The following is a 21,841-nucleotide window of genomic DNA, read 5'->3' on the forward strand; positions in this document are numbered from 1 at the left end:
TAAGCCTTTTTATGATATTATATTATTCACGTTTAGGAGGTAATTATTTGGCAAAAACACAAAGATCCATTGATATTGATGATATAAATTTAGCATCAATAGTATTTGGGAAATTAGATGAGAATATAAATCTAATTGAAAATGAATTTGATGTTAAAGTGAAATCTAAGGATGGCAAATTGATTCTGTGTGGCGAAGATGAAAATGTAGCTGACACAGAAATTTTACTTCAAAATCTTATAATAGTAGCAAAGAAGCAAAAGACATTAAGTCTTGCCGATGTCAGATATTCTATTGCACTTATAAAGAATAATGAAAAAAGGTCAATATCAGAATTATTAAGCGAGCCTCTAGTCTATACTTCAATGGGAAAACCCATTAGACCAAAGACATTAGGCCAAAAGAGATATATTGATAATATTAATAATAATGATATTGTTTTTGGAATAGGACCTGCAGGTACAGGCAAAACTTATCTTGCTATGGCCGCTGCTGTAAGAGCTTTTAAAGCAAAAGAAGTAAATAGAATAATTCTTACTAGACCTGCAGTTGAAGCGGGTGAAAATCTTGGGTTTTTGCCAGGGGACCTTCAAAATAAAGTCGATCCTTACTTAAGACCATTATATGATGCTTTATTTGAAATACTTGGGCATGACAATTATAATAATTTAGTTGAAAAAGGGCTTATTGAGGTAGCACCTTTAGCTTATATGCGCGGTAGAACTTTAGATAGTGCTTTTGTAATTTTAGACGAAGCTCAAAATACTACAAATGAACAAATGAAGATGTTTCTTACAAGATTAGGGTATGGTTCTAAGGCGATAATTACTGGTGACGTAACTCAGATAGATTTACCTAGAGGAAAACAATCCGGACTTAAGACTGTATTGAAAATTCTAGAGGATGTAAGAGGAATTGGAATTACTTATTTAAATAGAAATGATATTGTTCGTCATCCACTTGTACAAAGAATTATTACAGCTTATGAAAAATATGAAAAGTCATCAGATAATAAAAAAAATCATAATAGAAACTTACCTAAAGAGGCGAGAAAATGAATATTTATTTTGACAATAGGCAAGATGTTTTAGAGATTACTGATGACATAAAAGATATTATCAACAAAGCTATCATTTGTGTATTACAAATAGAAGATGTCGATTTAAATGCTGAAGTTTCAGTATCATTTGTTGACGATAAAGAAATTAAAGATTTAAATAAAAATTATAGAAATGTTGATTCTTCAACAGATGTATTATCTTTTCCAATTGATGATGAATTTCAAATTAATGTAAATATCCTGGGTGATGTAATAATAAATATTATGAGAGTTGTAAAACAGGCTCGTGAATTAGGACATTCTAATGAGAGAGAACTGGCATACTTAACGGTTCATAGTGTGCTTCATTTACTTGGGTATGATCATATGAAAGATGAAGATAAAAAGCTAATGCGTGAAAAAGAAAAGCTAGCAATGTCTAAATTACAGATTTTCAGATAGGTGATTTTATGAAAAAAGGACGTTTTATATCTTCCTTTAATTATGCTGTTCAGGGAATAATATCTGTATTAAAAACAGAAAAAAATATGAAATTTCATTATTTAGCTGCAATTCTTGTAATAGTTATTTCGTTGTTTTTTGATATATCTAGTACAGAATTTCTTCTGATGCTTTTTGCCATCGTGCTAGTAGTCTTCGCTGAAATGATGAATACAGCAATAGAAAGAACTGTAGATTTAGTAGTACAAGAGTATAATCCTATAGCTAAATATGTAAAAGATGTGGCAGCTGGAGCAGTTCTTATTACTGCTCTTAATGCTATAGTAGTTGCGTATTTAGTTTTTTATGATAAATTTGCATCAGTAGGAGATTTATTGCTATTCAAAATAAAAAATGTTCCTAACCATTTAGCATTTGTTTCACTAATAATTGTAATAATTGCAACAGTAGGAGCAAAGCTTTTAATGGCAAAAAGAAGTGGTGGAACATATTTTCAAGGGGGAGCTTGTAGCGGACATTCGGCTATTGCTTTTTGTGCAGCTACTATAATATCAATGCTTGCAGAAAAATCTCTAATAACTTTATGTGCATTTGGGTTAGCTTTTTTAGTCGCCGAGTCGAGAGTAGAAGGAAAAATTCACAAAACTTCAGAAGTAGTAGTAGGTGCAATATTAGGAATATGTGTTGCGATTTTTGTATTTAAGGTAGTGGGATAAATGGAAATAAAAGAACTTATTAAAAAAGCCATAATAGCAAAGGAAAATGAAACTTATACGCCCTATTCACATTTTAATGTAGGATGTAGTGTAGAGATGGAAGATGGTTCTGTATATACAGGTGGTAATATAGAAATTGCGTCTTATTCTCCTACTAATTGTGCTGAGAGAACTGCAATTTTCAAAGCTGTTTCAGAAGGTAAAAGAGAAATTAAAAGAATTGTTATAACTGGAGATAGTCCATATACATTTCCGTGTGGAGTGTGTAGACAAGTCATTCGCGAATTTGCGAAAAACGTCCAGATAATAATTGCAAATAGTATAGATGACTACAAAGTTTTTACTATGGAAGAAATTCTGCCGCATTCTTTTGGACCAGAAGATTTATGTAAGGAGTAATAATGAAAGAAAAAAACTTTAAATCAGGTTATGTATCAATAATAGGAAGACCCAATGTTGGTAAATCTACTTTACTAAATGAGATAATTGGTGAAAAAATTTCTGCAATTTCTCCAAAACCACAGACGACTAGACAAAATATAACATTTATATATACAGACGATGATGCACAAATTATTTTTTTGGATACACCAGGTATGCAAAAACCTAAGAATAAATTAGGACAATATATGCTTGAAGAGTCAAAAGCTGGTATAGAAGATGCTGATGTAGTGACTTATATAGTAGATACTTCAAAAAAAATTGGTAAAGCTGAAAGAGGGATAATAGAACTTTTAAAAAATTATAAAGGAAAGATTCCTATCATTCTTTTGATTAACAAAATCGATAATATTCGAAAAGATGAATTACTACAAATAATAGAAATGTATAGTAGCGAATCAATATTTGATGAAATAATACCAATATCTGCGATAAATGCCGATGGCACAGACCTTTATATTGAAATACTGAAAAATTATTTAAGAGAAGGCCCTATGTTTTATCCAAATGATATGATTACTGATAAAAATGAAAGATTTATCGCTGCTGAACTTATTCGCGAGAAAGGTTTAAAATATCTTCAAGATGAGGTTCCTCATGGTTTAGCTGTAGAAATAGAGAAATTCAAAAAAAGAGAAAACAAAGAACTCTATGATATAAATGCTATTATTTATGTTGAAAGAGAAAGTCACAAAGCAATAATTATTGGTAAAAAAGGGCAAATGTTAAAGAAAATTGCTCAAGAATCAAGAGAATCTATCGAACAGCTAATAGGAACAAAGGTTAATCTACAAGTCTGGGTCAAAGTAGAAAAGAATTGGCGAGATAAGGACAATTCGGTAAAGAAGTTTGGATACAATTAAAGATTTTACACTAGGGATAGTATTAAATGATATGGACTTTGGTGAGACTTCTAAAATTATCAGAGTTTTTACTAGAGATTATGGAAAACTATCTGTAATGGTAAAAGGTGCCAAGACTAATAAATCTAAAAATTTAGCAGTTTCACAAGTTTTTGGGCTAAATGAATATTTATTTAGAAAAGGGCAGAGTTTTTACTATATTAATAATGCAAAAATAATTGAATCAAATTTTAAGATTAGAGAAAATTTAGAAAATACAATTTATGCTTCGCTTGCTCTTGAACTTATTGACAAAAGTACAATTGAAAGAGATCCAAATATTAAGGTGTTTGATTTATTAAATAAGACATTGAATTTATTTAATGGTTCTTTAGATCCTTTGTCTCTGATAATTAGTTTTGAAATAAAATATTTAAGTTTCTTGGGTTATAGACCAAAACTAAGAATCTATGATTATAATTATTTTTCTATAAGAGAGGGAATAATTGATTACAGAGATGAGTATTCTTTCGAGGTCACGAGAGAAGATATTGCCTATTTAGATTTTCTATTACACAATACTTTAGATTCAGAATATAATTATGGCATTAATAGAAAATTTTTTTTACACAATATTATTATTAAATATATTAAATATAATTTAGAAATAAGCAATTTTAATTCATTGAAATTGCTTAGTTAAGGAGGAAAAAATGTATTTCCAAGATTTAATTTTGACACTTGAAAATTATTGGAAAGAAAAAGGAGCAATTATATTGCAACCTTACGATATTGAAAAGGGAGCAGGTACAATGAATCCCCAAACTTTCTTGAGGGCACTTGGCCCTGAAGAATGGAAAGTTGTTTATGTTGAGCCATCAAGAAGACCTGCAGATGGTAGATATGGTGAAAACCCCAATAGACTTTATCAACATCATCAACTACAAGTAATATTAAAACCATCGCCAGAAGAAGTACAACAAATGTATTTAGATTCGCTTTTTGCAATAGGTATTGACCCTAAAAAACATGATATACGATTTGTTGAAGACAACTGGGAATCTCCAACACTTGGAGCTTGGGGACTTGGTTGGGAAGTTTGGTTAGATGGAATGGAAATCACTCAATTTACTTATTTTCAACAAGTGGGTGGAGTCAATTTAGATCTTGAAAGTGCAGAGCTTACTTATGGGCTAGAAAGAATTGCCATGTATTTACAAGATGTAGAGTCTGTTTATGATATTAAATACAATGAGAATTTAACATATGGAGATGTTTTTAGACAAAATGAGTATGAGCATTCAGTTTATGCTTTTGAAATGGCTGATGTTGATATGCTTAAAAAGCTCTTTGACATGTATGAAAAAGAGGCACAAAGAATTATAGAAGAGGAAGTTGTTTTAGACGCATATGATTATACTTTAAAATGTTCTCATGCTTTTAATATGCTAGATGCTCGTGGGGCATTATCTGTTTCAGAAAGAACATCTTATATACAGCGTGTGAGAAATTTAGCACGACTTGTCGCTAAACAGTATCTAGTCCAAAGAGAGGAAATGGGTTATCCTTTACTTAAAAGAGGTGAAGATAATGAATAATTATTTATTAGAAATAGGGGTTGAAGAGTTACCATCAAGATTTGTCGGTATGGCAATAGAACAGTTAAAAGGCAAGGCTGAAAAACTTCTTAACGAATATAAAATAGATTTTGAAAAAATGTATGTATATGCTACACCCAGAAGGCTTAGTTTAATTGTAAAAAACATTGCAGAAAAACAAGAAGATAGCACAAAAGAAGTTAAAGGGCCATCTGCAAAAATTGCTTTTGATGAAAACAACAATCCTACTAAACCTCTAGAAGGTTTTATGAAGTCGCAGGGAATAACTCAAGAAGACATAATTATAAAGGAATTTAAAGGTACACAATATGTTTTTGCGAATATTTCTTCAGGTGGTATTAAAACAACAGAAATACTAAAAAATATAATTCCTGATTTAATTAAAAATATCAATTTTCCGAAAAACATGAGATGGGGCGGCAAGAATATAAGATTTGCACGTCCAATAAGATGGATAGTATCTTTATTTAATGATGAAATTGTAGAATTTGATTTTGAAAACATCCCAGTTTCAAACAAAACTCATGGACATAGATTCTTGGGTTCTTCAAATGTAGTAGTTGATAGAGTAGAAAATTACGAAAAAATTCTTAAAGATAATTATGTAATTATAAATCAAGATGACAGATGCGAAACAATTAAATTTGGTTCAAATAAAATTGCAAAATCTCTTGGTGGTGAAATTCATTCTAACCCTGAACTTTTAGAGGAATTAACATATATAGTAGAATATCCGACACCAATTAAAGGAGATATAAAAAAGGAATATTTGATTCTGCCAAAAGAAGTTGTAACAACGACAATGATTGACCATTTGAGATATATTCCTGTGTATGCACCAAATGGAGAATTGCTTCCTTATTTTATTACTATAAGAAATGGTAATGAAGATTATAAAGATATAGTAATAGCAGGAAATGAAAAAGTACTTGGTGCAAGACTTGAAGACGCTAAGTTCTTTTATGAAGATGATATATCTAAATCACTTGAAGATTATGTAGAAAATCTAAATGGCGTTATGTTTCATGAAGAACTTGGTACTATGATGCAGAAAGAGAGAAGAAATGCTACTTTATCTAAAAAAATTGGCAAGACTCTTTTAGTAGCAGATGAAGCAATTGAAGATATAGAGAGAGTTGCACATCTTTCTAAAGCAGATTTAACAACAAAAATGGTAATTGAATTTACAGAATTACAAGGAGTTATGGGTTCAATTTATGCGAAAAAATCTGGCGAAAAAGATATTGTTTCTACTGCCATTCGGGAACAATATTTGCCAAGATTTGCAGGTGATGAACTACCAAATACTACTGTAGGCTCTATATTTTCACTTGCAGATAAACTAGATACAATTGCGGGCCTTTTTGCTATTGGTGAAATTCCTACAGGTTCAGCAGATCCTTTTAAACTTAGAAGATTGGCTATTGGAGTTATCAATATTATTAGAAAAACAGGCTGGAAATTTGACTTAAAAGATATTCTAATTACTTCCTTATATGAATATATTGAAACGCTAGGTTTAACCTTTAATCATGAAGAAGTAATTGAAAAAATTGATGAGTTTTTCTTGGCAAGAATCAAAACAATGCTTCATGAAGAGGGAATTAGATATGATATTATAGACTCTCTTCTAAGAGATGATGAGATTATATTAGAAATATTTGAAAAGGCACAAGAACTAAATACTTGGTTTGAAAAAGAAGATAGAACGAACTTTGTGGATTCTTTTGTAAGAATTAATAATATGACTAAAGATTTTGATAATACAGAAGTTGATAAATCTCTTTTTAAAGACGAAGCTGAAACAAATTTGTATAACCAATATTTAGAAGTACATGAATTAGTAAGTGATAATATAGAATCTATGGAAATCACTTCAGCAATGGATAATCTAAATTCACTAGTTAAATATATTGATGAATATTTTGAAAATGTAATGGTAATGACAAAAGAAGAAGATATTAAAAATAACAGACTTTCTCTTTTGAATTCTGTAGAAAATGATATTCAAAGAATATTAAGTATTGAAAAAATTGTTCAGTAAGGCTCGGTGATACGTTGAAAATTAGCGATAGGCAGGCTGAAATAATAGAAATTGTAAAAGCAAATGGTCCAATTACTGGAGAAGAGATTGCAGATAATTTAGGACTGTCTAGGGCTACTATTAGAGCCGATTTATCCGTGCTTACGATGATAGGACTAATAGGAGCAAGACCTAAAGTTGGATATTTTTATACTGGGAAAAGTGAGCTCAGCATTTTGACTGAAGATTTCAAAAAATTGAAAGTCAAAGATTATATGTCACTACCTTTTTCGGTAGATATAAAGACATCAGTTTACGATGTAGTTGTGGGTTTATTCATGGAAGATATTTCTTCAATGTTTGTAACTGAAGATGGTTTTTTAGCTGGAATTGTGTCAAGGAAGGATTTAATAAGATTTACTCTAGGCAATTCTGACATCAAAAAAACACCCATATCTATAATTATGAGTAGGATGCCAAATCTTGTATATATTGATAAAGAAAATAGTGTATATGAAGCTGCTAGTTTAATTATCACTAGAGGTGTTGATTCACTGCCAGTAGTTGAGACAAAAAATGATATAGATTATAAAATAGTTGGCCGTTTTACAAAAACAAATGTTACAAGACTTTTTGTGGATATTTGTGATGGAGAAATTATTTAGGGGGAACAATGAGAGAGTTAGATAATCCTTTAGTAGTATTTGTAATTTCTGACTCAATTGGGGAAACAGGTGAGCTGATAGCTAAGAGTTCTGTAAGACAATTTGAATCGGAAAATTTTGAAATTAGAAGATACCCTTATCATAATAGTGTAAAGCAAATAAAACCACTTTTGGAAGAAGCCTATAAAATTCAGAATAGTCTTATAGTTTATACAAATGTTGTAAAAGACACAAGAGATTATATTGAGAAAAGATCAGAAGAACTTGGACTACATGTAGTCGATGTTATGGGCGAACCAATGAGACAAATAGAAGATATTTTAGGTTATGAACCTCTAAGGGAGCCTGGCCTTATAAGACGTCTTGATGAGAACTATTTTAAAAAAGTTGAGTGCGTGGAATTTGCAGTTAAATATGATGATGGAAAAGATCCAAGAGGTGCCAGGAAGGCAGATATTTGTCTAGTAGGTATATCTAGAACTTCTAAAACGCCGCTTTCAATGTATTTAGCAAATAAGTTGTATAAAGTAGCAAATATACCTCTAGTTCCTGAAGTGCCAGTACCAAAAGAAGTTTACGAAAAAGACGTAAATAGAGTAGTGGGGCTTATTGCTAATCCAGATAAAATAATTACAATCAGAGAACAAAGACTTAAATCATTAGGCCTAGAGTCGGGTGCTAAATATGCTAATTATGATAGGATAAAGGAAGAATTAGACTATTCGCGTCAAGTTATGGATGATTTAGGTTGTTATGTTATTGATGTTTCAGATAAAGCAATTGAAGAAACTGCTGAATTAATTATAGAAAGATATCAAGAACACTTTGCGAGGTAATTATGAATTTGAGAGTCGAAAGAGAAAAGCTTGAACATTTAATTTATTTTGAGTTTGCAACTTTTGCAGATAAGAGTATTGGAAGAAAGTATCCTGAAGAAAAATGTAATATGCGTACAGTGTTTCAAAGAGACCGGGACAGAATTATACACTCCAAAAGTTTTAGAAGGCTTAAACATAAGACGCAAGTTTTTATATCACCAGAAGGTGATCATTTTAGAACACGACTCACACATACTTTAGAAGTTAGTCAAATAGCAAGGACTATAGCAAGAGCACTTCGTCTTAATGAAGATTTAGTTGAGGCTATATCACTTGGACACGATTTGGGGCACACTCCCTTTGGTCATTCAGGTGAAGCGGTGCTTAATAAACTTCGTTCAAAAGGTTTTAGACATAATGAACAGTCACTTAGGGTTATAGATTTTTTAGAGCGAAATGACAATAGGATAGGTTTAAATTTATCACAAGAGGTAAGAGATGGCATACTAAATCATTCTGGAACAGACACTGCAAGTACACTAGAAGGAAGAATTATTAAATTTGCTGATAGAATTGCTTATATTAATCACGATATTGATGATGCTATAAGAGCAGGAATTATAGAAGGAAATTCTCTTCCTAAGGAACTTACAAAAACTCTTGGTCATTCATCTTCTCAGAGAATAAATACAATGATTAATGCAATTATTTCAAAAAGTTATTCAAAACCAGTTATTGAGATGGAAGATGATATTTATGAAGCGACAATGGACTTGAGAAAATATATGTTTAAAAGAGTTTATCTAGATGCTGTCGTAAAAAGTGAAAATCATAAGATAGATAGACTCTTGACAGAATTATATAATTATTATCTTGAAGATATCACTAGAATACCTAATAATCATTTAAAAATTTATGAAGGAACTAATTGTGACAAGGAAGATATTATATCGGATTATATAGCGGGAATGACAGATACTTATGCCATGAAACAAATTAAAGAAATATTTATTCCGAAAGGTTGGAGCATGTGATTTGTATATAATAGATGATGCAGTGCTTGATGAAATTAGAGAAAGAGCAGATATTGTTGATTTAATTGGTGAATATGTAAGTCTAAAAAGATCAGGAGCAAATTACATGGGTTTGTGTCCTTTTCATTCTGAGAAGACGCCTTCTTTTTCTGTTTCGCCATCCAAAAGGATATTTAAGTGTTTTGGATGTGGTGAAGGTGGAGATGTTATTACCTTCATAATGAAAAGAGAAAATTTAGGCTTTAGAGAGGCTGTCGAGTTTCTTGCAGAAAAATATAATATTGCACTAAGAGAATATAAAGACGAAAATAAAGAAGAACGTGATAAACGCGAAAGAATGTATGAAATTAATCGCGAAACGGCAATGCATTTTTTAAAGAATTTACAAAGCTCCACTAAAGCTCAATTCTATTTACAGAATAGATCTCTTACTAAAAAAACTTTAGTCAAATATGGATTGGGCTATTCAAAAGATTCATGGGATGATTTATTAAATCATCTCACGACTTTGGGTTTTACCGAAGATGAATTATTGGAACTAAATCTTATATCTAAGAGCAAAAATGGGAATTATTATGATAGATTTCGTGATAGGATTATGTATCCCATTATTAATAGAAATAATAAAGTTATTGGTTTTGGTGCAAGAGCTTTAGGTGATGCGAAGCCAAAATATTTAAATTCTAGAGAAACCCCTATTTTTAATAAGGGGAAAAATGTATTTAATATAAATATTGTTTCAAAAGAATCTACTAGAGAGAAGATCATACTTGTTGAAGGTTATATGGATGTTATAAGTCTTTATAATAGTGGTATTAATTATAGTGTAGCAAGTCTTGGAACATCTTTGACAGAAGAGCAGGCACGTATAATAGGAAAGATGGCTCAAGATATTTATATTTGTTACGATAGTGACAACGCTGGTATAAATGCAACATTGCGTGCTATAGATATATTTCTATCTCAGTCACTTAGACCCAAAATAATAGAATTAAAAGATGGGCTAGACCCTGATGATTATATAAAAAAATACGGAAAAGATAGATTTTTAAGAGAAATTAAAAATGCAACTAGTTATATTGATTTCAAAATAAAAAAGTTAAAGACTAATTTTAATTTGAATGATTCACAGGGATTATCGAATTTCACTATGGAAGCTGCAAAAATTCTTTCTGGTTTGAAAAATCCAATAGAGCGTGACATTTATATAAAAGAATTTAGTAAAAAATATAATATTTCTTACAATGCAGTGAATAATTATATTAATTATATCAATAGAAATAATAAGAAAAAAAATATAGTAAAGAATAAAATTCCAAAAAAAAATACTCAAAAAATATTTGACGGTGGTAAAAAAGCACAAGAAGAATTAATTTCATATGCACTTTCAGATATAGATATATTAAAAACAATAAAAGAAAAAATAGATATTCAATATTTTACTGATTTAGAATGCAGAATTACTTTTGAAGAAAGCTTTAGATTTTTTGATGAAGAGCTAGAATTAAAAGATTTTCTGCAAGACTTGTATAATAAAAAGCTTGTATCATATAATTATGTGAGGACAATATTGAATATTAGCAATAATTTAGTAATTAAAGATAATATAATAGAAGAGCTAATAAGCTCTATAAGAAGAAACTATTTAAAGAAGGAGAAGTCAAAAATTTTGGAAGAAATTGAAACTCTCCAAAGAGATGGCGATATAAATCTCTTACGCGAAGCTTTAATTAATTTACAAGAGATTAATATAAAGCTAAGTGAGTCAAAGGAGGATTAAAATGAGTGAAAAACCAAAAAAGACTGATAAAGGTAAAAAAATAGAAAAATCGAAAGAATCTGTGATAAATGAATTATTAAAAAAAGGTAAAGAAAAGAATAAGCTGACTTATGATGAAATAGGTGATGCTCTTGAGAGTTTTGAAATAGACTCTGAAGAAATAGATTCTATCTATAAAGAATTTGAAAATCAAGATATTGAATTAGTTTCTGTAAAAGGTGATAAAGACGACGATGATGATGAAGTCGATGTGACAAAAGAAGATTTATCTGTACCAAAAGGGATAACTGTAGATGACCCTGTGAGAATGTATTTAAAGGAAATAGGAAAGATTTCACTATTAACCGCTGATGAGGAAGTTGAAATTGCCAAAAGAATGGAAGCAGGAGATCCTTTTGCAAAAAAAGAATTAGCAGAAGCAAATCTAAGGCTAGTGGTTTCTATTGCGAAAAGGTATGTAGGGCGTGGCATGAGTTTCCTCGATTTGATACAAGAAGGAAATTTAGGTCTAATGAAGGCAGTTGATAAATTTGATTATACTAAAGGATTTAAATTCTCTACTTATGCTACTTGGTGGATACGCCAAGCAATAACAAGAGCCATTGCAGATCAAGCCAGAACAATTAGAATTCCTGTTCACATGGTAGAAACTATTAATAAATTGGTCAGAGTACAAAGACAACTTGTTCAAGAACTTGGTCGAGACCCTATACCTGAAGAAATTGCTAAGGAGATGAATTTAGATGTTGAAAGAGTTAGAGAAATTCAAAAAATTGCCCAAGAACCTGTTTCTCTTGAAACACCAATAGGAGAAGAAGAAGATTCTCACTTAGGCGATTTTATCCCTGATGATGAAATTCTATCACCATCAGATGCTGCAACATTTACTTTACTAAAAGAACAATTATCTACAGTGTTAGAAACTCTAACTGATAGAGAGAAAAAAGTACTAACATTAAGATTTGGACTTGATGATGGAAGAGCTAGAACACTTGAAGAAGTTGGTAAAGAATTTGATGTAACCAGAGAAAGAATTAGACAAATTGAGGCAAAAGCACTAAGAAAACTTCGCCATCCTAGTCGTTCAAAAAAATTAAAGGACTATCTAGAATGATAAAATTATCTAAAAGACTAAAAAGGATAGCTGATTTAATTGATAATGGAGTTTCAGTAATAGATGTGGGCACAGATCATGGTTATGTGCCCAATTTTTTATGCATAAATAATATATCAAAGGATATTATAGCGACAGATATTTCTGAAAATTCCCTCAACAAATCAATTCAACTGACACAAGAGCTTAATAATGAAAAATATATAAAAAATATTTTGAGCAATGGTATAGTCAAAGAGCCGCGTGAAAATATAATAATAGCAGGACTTGGGGGTATACAAATTGCAGAAATTATAAAAAATCAGATAGAAGTTTGTCAAGATGCTAAAAAACTTATATTACAACCTATGCAAAAAACGTCTATATTGAGGCGAGAACTAATGGATAATTCTTTTGAAATTTTTGATGAAGATATTATATATGAAGATGACAGATTCTTTGAAATTTTATTAGCGAAATACACTGGCAATAATGTTTCATATAGCGACAAGGACCTATATATTTCAAAAATACTTGTCAATAGAAAGAACCAAATTTATTATAAATTTTTATTAGAAAGAAAAGAAATTTTAGATGATATTCTAAATAAATTTATAGCAAATAGACAAAGAGCTTTGGCAAGACGAAAAGAATTGAAATTAAATTTAAAATATTTAGAGGAGGCTATAAATGCAATATCCAGTTAAAGATATAGTAGATTTTATGGAAAATTGGGCAAAAAATAGTTATCAGCTTTCGTGGGATAATTCTGGTAAGCAGATATTCTTTGAAGAAATGACAAATTCTATAATTATTGGAATGGATGTTACAGATAAATTAATAAAGGAAGCCATAGATAGTAATTCAAAATTAATCATTACGCATCATCCATTATTTTTTGGTGAAATTAAAAATATAATTAAAGGCACTTATTCTGGAGATAATATTATAAATCTTCTGGAGAATAAAATTTCTGTTTTTTCTGCTCATACTTCTTTGGATATTGCACAAGGAGGAGTAAATGATAGTTTATTCAATAAACTTTTGTTAAAGGATAGAGAAATTTTAGCCTTTGAAGAAGAAAAACCCATGGGCTTAGTGGGTACTTTAAAAGAACCTATGAAATTTAAAGATTTTTTACAAAATATTTCTACTGAGCTGAATATCAAAAATACAAAGTCATATGGGAAAAATCCATATAAAAAAATTAGGAAAGTTGCACTAATGGGAGGAGCTGGCTCTCTTTTTATAAATAATGCAAAAAATATTGCCGATGTATATTTAACAGGAGATGTAAAGTATCATGAAGGGCAATGGGCTTACGAAAATGACTTCATTGTGGTGGATTTAGGGCATTTTCACTCTGAAAAATTTGTACTTGAAGAAATTAAAAATCGTATCCTTATTGAATTTCCTAATCTAGATATGAAAATCTGCGAAAATTCTTCATTTGAACTTGATTAATACTTGGAACTTGTTTATAATTAAAAGGTGAGTAAATTAGTTAACTGCGCTATATGCGAGGAAAGTCCGCGCTCCACAGAGCGATGATGCTGGCTAACGGCCAGTGGGGGCGACCCCAAGGCTAGTGCAACAGAAATATACCGCCATATTGGTAAGGTTGGAAAGGCGAGGTAAGAGCTCACCAGATTATTAGTGATAATAATGCTATGTAAACCCCATCTGGAGCAAAACCGAATAGGAAAAACAGATGCTGCTCGCATCTGCCGGTAGGTAGGTTGCTAGAGACTAATGGCGACTTTAGTCCGAGATAGATAGTTAACAAAACAGAACGCGGCTTATAGATTTGCTTATATTTTAATGTTTTTACAACAAAAAGTTACAAAAAAGTTAAAAATCTTAACTTTTTTGTAACTTTTTGTTGTTTTTTTGTAACAATTTTGTTATACTTTAATAGTAACAATTTGTGAGGTTGTTATATATTTAGTTAACGAGAAGAAATTATAATTTTAATAGTGAGTATTAGAAAAAATAGTATAGGAGTTGTTAGTATTGGAATCCTCAAGAAATAAGTTCCCACTAGGTGTAGTGGCACTTTGTGCTGTATCACTTTTTGGGCTAAAAGATACGGGAGTATTTATTAACGCACACGTACAAAAAACATATAGTGGAAATGAAATAGAGTTTGCTGTTGGAGAAGAAGTTCAAATCATTGAACAAAAAGAAGATGGATATTATGTATCCAAAGGCAAAGCTAAAGTTACAGTTCCACAAGATAAAATTCTAGTAAAAGAATTAGATGTACCTACTTATCAAATTGTGAATGCAAGTCCAATTTTTGATGAGAATGGTCTTATCATAAGAAATCTATTCATTGACGAATATGCTGTTGGTATTTCTGTAGAAGGAGATAAGGCAAAAGTAAAATGCAATGATGGAACAGTTGGATTTGTATCAAGAGATTCTATAAAGAAAATTTCTGATAAAAGAGATAACATTACAAAAGTAAAAGTTAAAAAAGATGCAGTTGCAAAATCAGGCAGCAAATCATTAAATTTAAAAGCTGGTGAAACTGCAAATGTTGTTGACTATGAATCAGGTAAATTTACAATAAAAGACAACAATAATTCAGAATATAAAGTTTCTGCAGAAAGTCTTAATATAGTTTCTGGAAAGACAATTGAAAAAACAAATCTTAAAGAAGTTAATAATAAAGAAAATATAGTTAGATTAGAATTAGAGAACAATAGACAAGCATCTGTTGCTCCCGCATCTACGGCAACTGCAGCTGCAAATTTAACAGGTACTGCATCAAAAATACTTTCTTCTGCAGAAAGTAAATTAGGTTCAACATATGTATATGGTGCAACTGGAAATGGAGGATATGATTGTTCAGGTCTTGTTTATTCTATTTATGTTAATGAACTCGGAATTAAACTTCCTAGATCTTCTAGAGAACAATCTCAAGTTGGAACTCAAATTTCAAAAAGTGAATTGAGACAAGGTGACTTAGTATTTTTCAATACAGGTGGTAGTGGAGTAAGCCATGTGGGTATATATATAGGGAATGATAAATTCATTCATGCTTCATCTGGCCAAGGTAAAGTAATTACTTCTTCATTATCTGAAGATTATTACGAAAATACTTATGTTAATGCAACAAGGGTATTATAATTTATTTATATAAATGGCGTCGATGATTTACATCGACGTTTTTTTATACAAAAAATAATTTAATATTGGAGGGAAAATATGAAAGAAAATTTAGAATTTAGATTTTTATCTTATGGTGACATTGATGATATTTTAAAACTTACCAATGAAGTTAACTCTAAAATACAAAGTAAACATGTATTTTCTGAAGATTCTAGAGAAGAACTTCATAATATTCTAAATTTAGGAGGGTCATTTTTAGGAGTTTTTGATGGTGATGAGTTAATTGCCTACAGAAGTGTTAAGCTTCCTGATGATGATTCTAATATTGCTAAATATGTCAAGAAATTTGATATTCCTTTTGACAAAGTTCTTGTAAATGATGCTGTAGTTGTTAGAGAAGATTACAGGGGTATGCAACTCCAAAATAAAACTCGTGAAATAATGATAGAAAAATTTGAAGGAAGTAAATATACACATAGAATGGGAACAGTATCTCCTATGAATCCTCCTTCTTATAAAAATACAATTGGCAGTGGTTATACTGTAATAGCATTAGAAAAGATTTATGCTGATGATGAGAATCCTGATGGATACTATCGTTTTATAACTCATAAATCAGATGATGTTGAATATAATTTCACTGGAAGAGAAAGAAAGATTTTTCATGAAGATATTGATGATATGAGAAAAGCTTTAGATGAAAATTACTATGGTGTATCTGCTGATGATGATGGATATATTCTTTTTAAAGAAGCAGAAGTTAAATTTTTGAGATGATTTATTATGACTACTGTCTTGCGGCAGTAGGTTTTTTATTTTAAATTAGATTTACATATATAGCTAATGCAAAAAATTAAAAAAAAACTTATAAAATTAATCATTAATATTCATTTTTACATACATATTGATATTAAAAAATAGATAATAGTAAAAATTTGTATATATTTAATACTTTCAATCCTCTATATTTAGATATTTGACAAAGATTTTTTTAAATGAGATAATTAATTTAAATAAGCGAAAGGTGAAATATGGATAAGGAATTATATTTTAATAGACTAAAAGAAAATTTAAGCATTTATTATGATTTGGACGAAAGTTTAAGTTCAGAATACGGAAGTATTGACCTTTATGCGAAATATTTTGAAAAAAATGATAGATATATTTTGAGCAAAAAATCAGTGATTTATTCACAAGAGGCTTTCGAACATATTTTTTGTAAGTATTTTGAGAATATTACACTAGAATATGTTAAGGATTTCACAAATTTTTTGGAAACAAATATCACAAATTTTGTCAAACCCAATGATGACCATATGTCAAGCATCATTAGAGGAGTTATTGTTACAAATGAAGAACCTAGCGATGAAATAATAAATTTTATTAAAAAGTATAAATATTATAAAAGTTTTTTATTTGGCTTCAAAGGATGGGTTAATATTGGTCTGAATTTGGTTGATATAAATAATAGAGATAATTTTTACCACAATAAGGTGGGGAAAAATGGTAGAGATTATTTCAAAATTTAATATTATATTTTACAAGGAGGTAAAAAATGTTATCTTTAGGTATGGTACTTATAAGTATGATTTTATTTTTCATTGCTTATAAGACTTATGGTGATTATTTAGCTGATCAATGGGGAATAGACTCAAGTAAGCCAACTCCTGCTCATACAAAAGAAGACGGAGTAGACTTTGTACCTGCTAAACCACAAGTTTTATTGGGACACCACTTTGCTTCAATTGCAGGAGCAGGTCCTATTAATGGACCAGTTCAAGCAGCAGTTTTTGGATGGGTACCAGTTTTATTATGGATTATAATTGGTGGTATCTTCTTCGGAGGAGTTCACGATTATGGTTCTTTAACTGCTTCTATGAAACATGATGGTAAATCTGTTGGTACGATTGTTGAAGACTATATGGGTAGCACAGGTAAAACTTTATTTTCAGCTTTTGCTTGGTTGACTCTTATTCTTGTTGTAGCAGCTTTTGGTTCAATTGTAGCTCAATCATTTGAATCAACACCTGTTGTAGCAACTGCTTCAATATTATTTATGGTAGAGGCAATTATTTTTGGATATTTTGTTTACAGAAAAGGTGTTAATTTAGGAATAGCTACTGTAATAGGTGTTATTTTCTTATTTGTATCAATTTATGTAGCACAATTTTTCCCAATACAACTTTCTGCAACAACTTGGGTTATTTTTTTAGGAATATATGCATTTGTGGCTTCTACGGCTCCAGTTTGGATTCTACTTCAACCAAGAGATTATCTAAATTCATATCTACTATATGCAATGATGCTTGGAGCGGTTCTTGGTATTTTAATTGCTAGACCAGAAATCCAAATGGATGCATATTCTGGATTTAAAATTGAAAGTGCCAATGGTGCTGTAAAATTATTATTCCCAACATTATTCATTACAGTTGCTTGCGGTGCTATTTCAGGATTCCACTCACTTGTTGGCTCAGGTACGACTTCTAAACAAATTGACAATGAACGTGATGCTAAGCTAATTGGTTACGGTGGTATGTTAATAGAATGTGCACTTGCAGCAATTGCACTTGTAACTGCAGCATATTTGACAAAAGAGAATTATGGAGAAATACTTGGAGAAAAAGGACCGACTGTATTATTCTCAATGGGTATTGCAGACTTTATGTCTAAATTTGGTATTCCTTATGAACATGGTCTAACTTTTGTTACTTTATCAGTATCTGCATTTGCACTTACTTCACTAGATACAGCAACAAGACTTGCTAGATTTATATTCCAAGAATTCTTTGAAAAGAATGATGGAGTTGGTGAACAATCTCCACTTACAAATAAATGGGTATCAACAACTATCACTGTTGTTGTAGGTTTTGCTTTTGCACTTAAAGGTTATAAACTTATTTGGCCTATATTTGGATCTGCAAACCAACTATTGGCAGGACTTGCTCTTCTTGCAGTTGCAGGATGGCTAAAAGGTGAAAATAGAAATTATAAGATGATTATTTTCCCAATGTTTTTCATGTTTGCAGCCACTTTAACTGCTCTTGTAGTAGAAACTAAAAACTACTTTGGAAAAGCTACACTTGAGGGTGGAGCAGGCAACTGGATAATGACAGTTCTTCCAATAGTACTATTTATACTTGCATTAGTACTTATGAAAGTAGGTTTCCAAGTATTATTTAGCGACAAGAATAAAAACAGACTAGAAACAAAATAATATTATTTATAATTTATCCCACCAAAAAAGAGCCCAAGGGCTCTTTTTTATATGGATATAATATTGGGGTTTCCAATATTTAGTGAATAATAATAGATTTTTGCAGCGTCTTCTACGTATTCTGCGGATAAAAATGCACTCTCCAAATCTTTTCCGCAACATACAACTCCATGATTTGCCATTAAGCAGGAATTGGCATGTTTAAGAAATGGTATTATATTTTGGGCAAGCCGTTTAGAACCTGCTTTTGCATAAGGAGCTACATCAATTTCGCCTCCTAAGAACGGAATCATCTCTATTAAAATAAGTGGAATTTTCTTATTGGATACAGCAAATGCAGTTGCAATAGTTGAATGGGTGTGAACTACTGCGTTGTAATTAGGATAATTCTTATAAATCTCTATATGCATTCTCCACTCTGAAGAAGGTTTTGTATTCATATTTGAACTTTCACCTTTTGAGTTGATTTTGACAATATCTTCCTCACGCATTTTTAAATAATCAATACCGCTTGGAGTTATATAAAAGCTATCTTCGTCTTCACCTCTTATACTTAAGTTGCCACTAGTTCCAGCCACTAAATTTTTATTAAGAAGTTTTATTCCATATTCTACCAATAATTTTCTATAATTCATTATACACCTCGTATTTATAATATATAATTTATCACATATAGCAAATAATTGACAATTAATTAAGCTGTGTTAGACTAAAATTATATTAAATTTTGTGAGGTAGGATATGATAGCAGAGAAAAAATTTGAACACTATCAAGAAAGTGCAGATTTTATATTAGATAAAATAAAAATAAAACCTGAAATAGCAATTATTCTTGGAACAGGACTTGAAACACTTTTAGATGAGATTGAAGATAAAATTGAAATTGAATATAAAGATGTGCCGAATTTTTTAATTTCTACAGTCAAAAGTAATGGCGGTAAATTTATTTTTGGCAGATTATCTGGAAAATATATAATTTGTATGACTAAGAGATTTCATTATTATGAAGGATATGAATACAGTGAGCTTGCCACTCCTGTATATGTATTAAAGCTACTTAGAATAAAAACTCTGATACTTACCAATGCATCTGGTGCGATAAATTATAATTTCCATCCTGGAGATATTTGTTTAATAACAGATCATATAAATTTTGCAGGAGTAAGCCCAACTAGAGGAAATAATATAAATGAATTTGGAGAAAGATTTTATCCAATTGATAATTTGTACGATGAGAATTTGCGAAAATTGACCCAAAATTTAGCTCTTGAAATGGGAATTGAATTAAAAGAAGGCGTATATTTCTTTACTGTGGGCCCATTTTTTGAATCTCCATCAGAAATTAGAGCAATAAGACTTTTGGGCGGTGATTTAGTAGGTATGTCTACAATTACAGAAACTCTCACTGCGGCTCATTGTGATATAAAGGTACTTGCAATTTCAGTTGCTACTAATTATTCTTCAGATAGAATTAAAAATATGGATGGAAGTGAAGTCGAAGAAGTGGCGAAGGATGTATCCCCAAAATTAAAATCTTTAATAGTTAAAGTAGTAGAGGAGTTATGATATTAAATGGAAAGACAAGATTATAATATGCCCTTCATGTTGCAATATGAAAATGTTGCATGGTATGAAAATAGTAAAGTTAAAATACTAGACAGGAGAGTGTATCCTAAAGAGATACGTTTTGAAATTTGCAAAACTCACAGAGAAGTAGCACGAGCTATAACTGACATGGTGACACAGTCTGCAGGACCATATACTGCCGCAGGTATGGGTATGGCTCTGGCCGCTTATGAAGGCAGAAGTCTTAGTGACAGTGATTTAATTATATTTTTAGAAGAGGCCGCTCATACTATCTCTACTGCAAGGCCTACAACGTCCACAAGACTTAAGCAGGTTACAAGAGGTTCAATAAAAGCAGCAAAAAATGCAATAGAAAACGGGGAAGATGTTGTAGGAAAAATATTTGAAGATGCAATAAATTCTTTAAATAGAAGATATAGTGCTATGAATGAAGTAGCAAAATACTTATGCGATAAAATCACCAACGGTGCAAAAGTTTTAACACAATGTTTTGGCGAAACTATAATCGGCACTATGACAAGAACTTTAAAAGAACAAAATAAGAAAGTAAAATTTTATTGTTGCGAAACAAGACCCTACTATCAAGGGGCGAGATTAACTGCAACTTGCATAAGTGAAATGGGTTTTGATACTACAATAATCACTGATAATATGGTGGCTTATACCATGGAAAATATTGGAATAGATTTATTTACATCTGCTACTGATACAATTACACTAGATGGACACGTTGCAAATAAAGTGGGTACCCATCAAATAGCTATCGTGGCAGACAGATTTCAAGTGCCTTACTATGTAACTGGTATGCCTGATAAAGAAAAATTTACAAAAGATGATATAGTTATCGAATTGAGAGAGCCTTCACTCGTACTGGGAGATCATACTGCAAAAGGAGTAAAGGCGATTTATCCATCTTTTGACATCACGCCACCAGAATTGATAACAGGATTTGTGACTGATAAAGGAATTTATGAGCCTAATAATTTACGAAACTATTTTGAAAGTGGTTATAAAAGTTATTATTAATTTATAATATTTACAATTATTTTTTTTATAATAAATCTACTTGGTGCATTTGTTGAAAATTCAAAAGATATATAATATAATTTGGATAATAAAGGGGGGATATTATATTAGTCTTAGAATTTTATATGGACTTCTTGTATGTCTTTTGATTAATGACATGTATCAAAGAAAGAAGTTAAAAGAAATTGAGAAAGAAATTGAAGAATTAGAAAATGAAGATATCAAAATAGCTTTAGAGTTAAATTTTAGAATGAATAGGTTGTTATATAAAAATTCATTTATTATTGCTGGTATCTTATTTATAATTGGTGTGTTTGTGGCAAAACAAATTGATTTGCTTTAATAATTAGTTGATAATACATAAA

23 protein-coding genes and 1 other RNA gene are annotated in these 21,841 nt (G+C 30.5%); 23 read left to right on the top strand and 1 reads right to left on the bottom strand.

From position 1 onward, the window contains the following. Positions 1–47 precede the first annotated feature (47 nt). From ABID14_RS04545 to ABID14_RS04640, 20 genes are all read left to right on the top strand, one after another. Complete coding sequence (locus tag ABID14_RS04545; protein WP_354367596.1) at positions 48–1,058, top strand: PhoH family protein; 1,011 nt, start codon at positions 48–50, stop codon at positions 1,056–1,058. Further along, positions 1,055–1,501, top strand: coding sequence for an rRNA maturation RNase YbeY (ybeY, locus tag ABID14_RS04550; RefSeq protein WP_354367598.1), 447 nt, complete (start codon positions 1,055–1,057; stop codon positions 1,499–1,501). Before ABID14_RS04545 ends, ybeY begins: the two co-directional genes overlap by 4 nt. An 8-nt stretch (positions 1,502–1,509) precedes the next feature. Next, positions 1,510–2,217 carry a diacylglycerol kinase gene (locus tag ABID14_RS04555; RefSeq protein WP_354367600.1) on the top strand — a complete coding sequence of 236 codons (708 nt, stop codon included), beginning with the start codon at positions 1,510–1,512 and terminating at the stop codon, positions 2,215–2,217. Continuing rightward, the gene (gene cdd / locus ABID14_RS04560) at positions 2,218–2,616 is read left to right on the top strand and encodes a cytidine deaminase (RefSeq protein WP_354367602.1); all 399 of its coding nucleotides are present in this window, start codon (positions 2,218–2,220) and stop codon (positions 2,614–2,616) included. It abuts the gene before it with no gap. A 2-nt stretch (positions 2,617–2,618) separates the two neighbouring features. Then, positions 2,619–3,521 carry a GTPase Era gene (gene era, locus ABID14_RS04565; RefSeq protein WP_354367604.1) on the top strand — a complete coding sequence of 301 codons (903 nt, stop codon included), beginning with the start codon at positions 2,619–2,621 and terminating at the stop codon, positions 3,519–3,521. Then, entirely contained in the window at positions 3,508–4,203 is a 696-nt protein-coding gene (gene recO / locus ABID14_RS04570) for a DNA repair protein RecO (RefSeq protein ID WP_354367606.1), read from the top strand. The genes era and recO overlap by 14 nt, the downstream gene beginning before the upstream one ends. A 10-nt stretch (positions 4,204–4,213) precedes the next feature. Next, positions 4,214–5,098 (top strand): glycine--tRNA ligase subunit alpha, encoded by an 885-nt coding sequence (locus tag ABID14_RS04575; protein WP_354367608.1) that lies wholly within the window; start codon positions 4,214–4,216, stop codon positions 5,096–5,098. Then, positions 5,091–7,163: a glycine--tRNA ligase subunit beta gene (gene glyS, locus ABID14_RS04580; RefSeq protein ID WP_354367610.1), complete on the top strand. Its 2,073-nt coding sequence runs from the start codon at positions 5,091–5,093 to the stop codon at positions 7,161–7,163. The genes ABID14_RS04575 and glyS overlap by 8 nt, the downstream gene beginning before the upstream one ends. Positions 7,164–7,177: 14 nt before the next feature. Beyond that, positions 7,178–7,807: a transcriptional regulator CcpN gene (ccpN, locus tag ABID14_RS04585; RefSeq protein WP_354367612.1), complete on the top strand. Its 630-nt coding sequence runs from the start codon at positions 7,178–7,180 to the stop codon at positions 7,805–7,807. Positions 7,808–7,815: 8 nt separating this feature from the next. Then, a complete protein-coding gene (locus tag ABID14_RS04590; protein ID WP_354367614.1) occupies positions 7,816–8,643 on the top strand; it encodes a pyruvate, water dikinase regulatory protein in 828 nt (275 codons plus the stop codon). Between the two features lie 2 nt (positions 8,644–8,645). Beyond that, on the top strand, positions 8,646–9,659 hold the full coding sequence (locus ABID14_RS04595) for a deoxyguanosinetriphosphate triphosphohydrolase (RefSeq protein WP_354367616.1): 1,014 nt from the start codon (positions 8,646–8,648) through the stop codon (positions 9,657–9,659). Position 9,660: 1 nt separating this feature from the next. After that, positions 9,661–11,439: a DNA primase gene (gene dnaG, locus ABID14_RS04600; RefSeq protein WP_354367618.1), complete on the top strand. Its 1,779-nt coding sequence runs from the start codon at positions 9,661–9,663 to the stop codon at positions 11,437–11,439. Between the two features lies 1 nt (position 11,440). Next, a complete protein-coding gene (gene rpoD, locus ABID14_RS04605; RefSeq protein ID WP_354367620.1) occupies positions 11,441–12,553 on the top strand; it encodes an RNA polymerase sigma factor RpoD in 1,113 nt (370 codons plus the stop codon). Then, a complete protein-coding gene (locus ABID14_RS04610; protein WP_354367622.1) occupies positions 12,550–13,239 on the top strand; it encodes a tRNA (adenine(22)-N(1))-methyltransferase in 690 nt (229 codons plus the stop codon). The genes rpoD and ABID14_RS04610 overlap by 4 nt, the downstream gene beginning before the upstream one ends. Then, positions 13,223–13,996 carry a Nif3-like dinuclear metal center hexameric protein gene (locus tag ABID14_RS04615; protein WP_354367624.1) on the top strand — a complete coding sequence of 258 codons (774 nt, stop codon included), beginning with the start codon at positions 13,223–13,225 and terminating at the stop codon, positions 13,994–13,996. The genes ABID14_RS04610 and ABID14_RS04615 overlap by 17 nt, the downstream gene beginning before the upstream one ends. Before the next feature lie 28 nt (positions 13,997–14,024). Next, positions 14,025–14,350: RNase P RNA component class A (gene rnpB, locus ABID14_RS04620), an RNA gene on the top strand. Between the two features lie 195 nt (positions 14,351–14,545). Then, positions 14,546–15,667 carry a C40 family peptidase gene (locus tag ABID14_RS04625; RefSeq protein WP_354367626.1) on the top strand — a complete coding sequence of 374 codons (1,122 nt, stop codon included), beginning with the start codon at positions 14,546–14,548 and terminating at the stop codon, positions 15,665–15,667. Positions 15,668–15,745: 78 nt separating this feature from the next. Continuing rightward, positions 15,746–16,426 carry a GNAT family N-acetyltransferase gene (locus ABID14_RS04630; protein WP_354367628.1) on the top strand — a complete coding sequence of 227 codons (681 nt, stop codon included), beginning with the start codon at positions 15,746–15,748 and terminating at the stop codon, positions 16,424–16,426. 254 nt (positions 16,427–16,680) lie between these two features. Continuing rightward, positions 16,681–17,178: a DUF8052 family protein gene (locus tag ABID14_RS04635; protein WP_354367630.1), complete on the top strand. Its 498-nt coding sequence runs from the start codon at positions 16,681–16,683 to the stop codon at positions 17,176–17,178. Positions 17,179–17,204: 26 nt separating this feature from the next. Then, positions 17,205–18,863, top strand: coding sequence for a carbon starvation CstA family protein (locus tag ABID14_RS04640; RefSeq protein ID WP_354367632.1), 1,659 nt, complete (start codon positions 17,205–17,207; stop codon positions 18,861–18,863). A 47-nt stretch (positions 18,864–18,910) separates the two neighbouring features. Here ABID14_RS04640 and ABID14_RS04645 read toward each other — a convergent pair whose 3' ends face one another. Then, positions 18,911–19,498, bottom strand: a complete 588-nt coding sequence (locus ABID14_RS04645; RefSeq protein ID WP_354367634.1) for a class II aldolase/adducin family protein — start codon at positions 19,496–19,498, stop codon at positions 18,911–18,913. A 106-nt stretch (positions 19,499–19,604) separates the two neighbouring features. On the opposite strand from ABID14_RS04645, the gene ABID14_RS04650 reads away from it, so the two are divergent. From ABID14_RS04650 to ABID14_RS04660, 3 genes are read left to right on the top strand one after another with little or no spacing between them, the layout of a single operon-like run. Further along, entirely contained in the window at positions 19,605–20,429 is an 825-nt protein-coding gene (locus ABID14_RS04650) for a purine-nucleoside phosphorylase (protein ID WP_354367636.1), read from the top strand. Positions 20,430–20,435: 6 nt separating this feature from the next. After that, entirely contained in the window at positions 20,436–21,476 is a 1,041-nt protein-coding gene (locus ABID14_RS04655) for a s-methyl-5-thioribose-1-phosphate isomerase (protein ID WP_354367638.1), read from the top strand. Positions 21,477–21,528: 52 nt separating this feature from the next. Beyond that, entirely contained in the window at positions 21,529–21,819 is a 291-nt protein-coding gene (locus ABID14_RS04660; RefSeq protein ID WP_354367640.1) for a hypothetical protein, read from the top strand. Positions 21,820–21,841 lie beyond the last annotated feature (22 nt).

The sequence above is a fragment of the Peptoniphilus olsenii genome (assembly GCF_040545475.1).
In the GTDB taxonomy this organism is placed as follows: Bacteria; Bacillota; Clostridia; order Tissierellales; family Peptoniphilaceae; genus Peptoniphilus_A; species Peptoniphilus_A olsenii.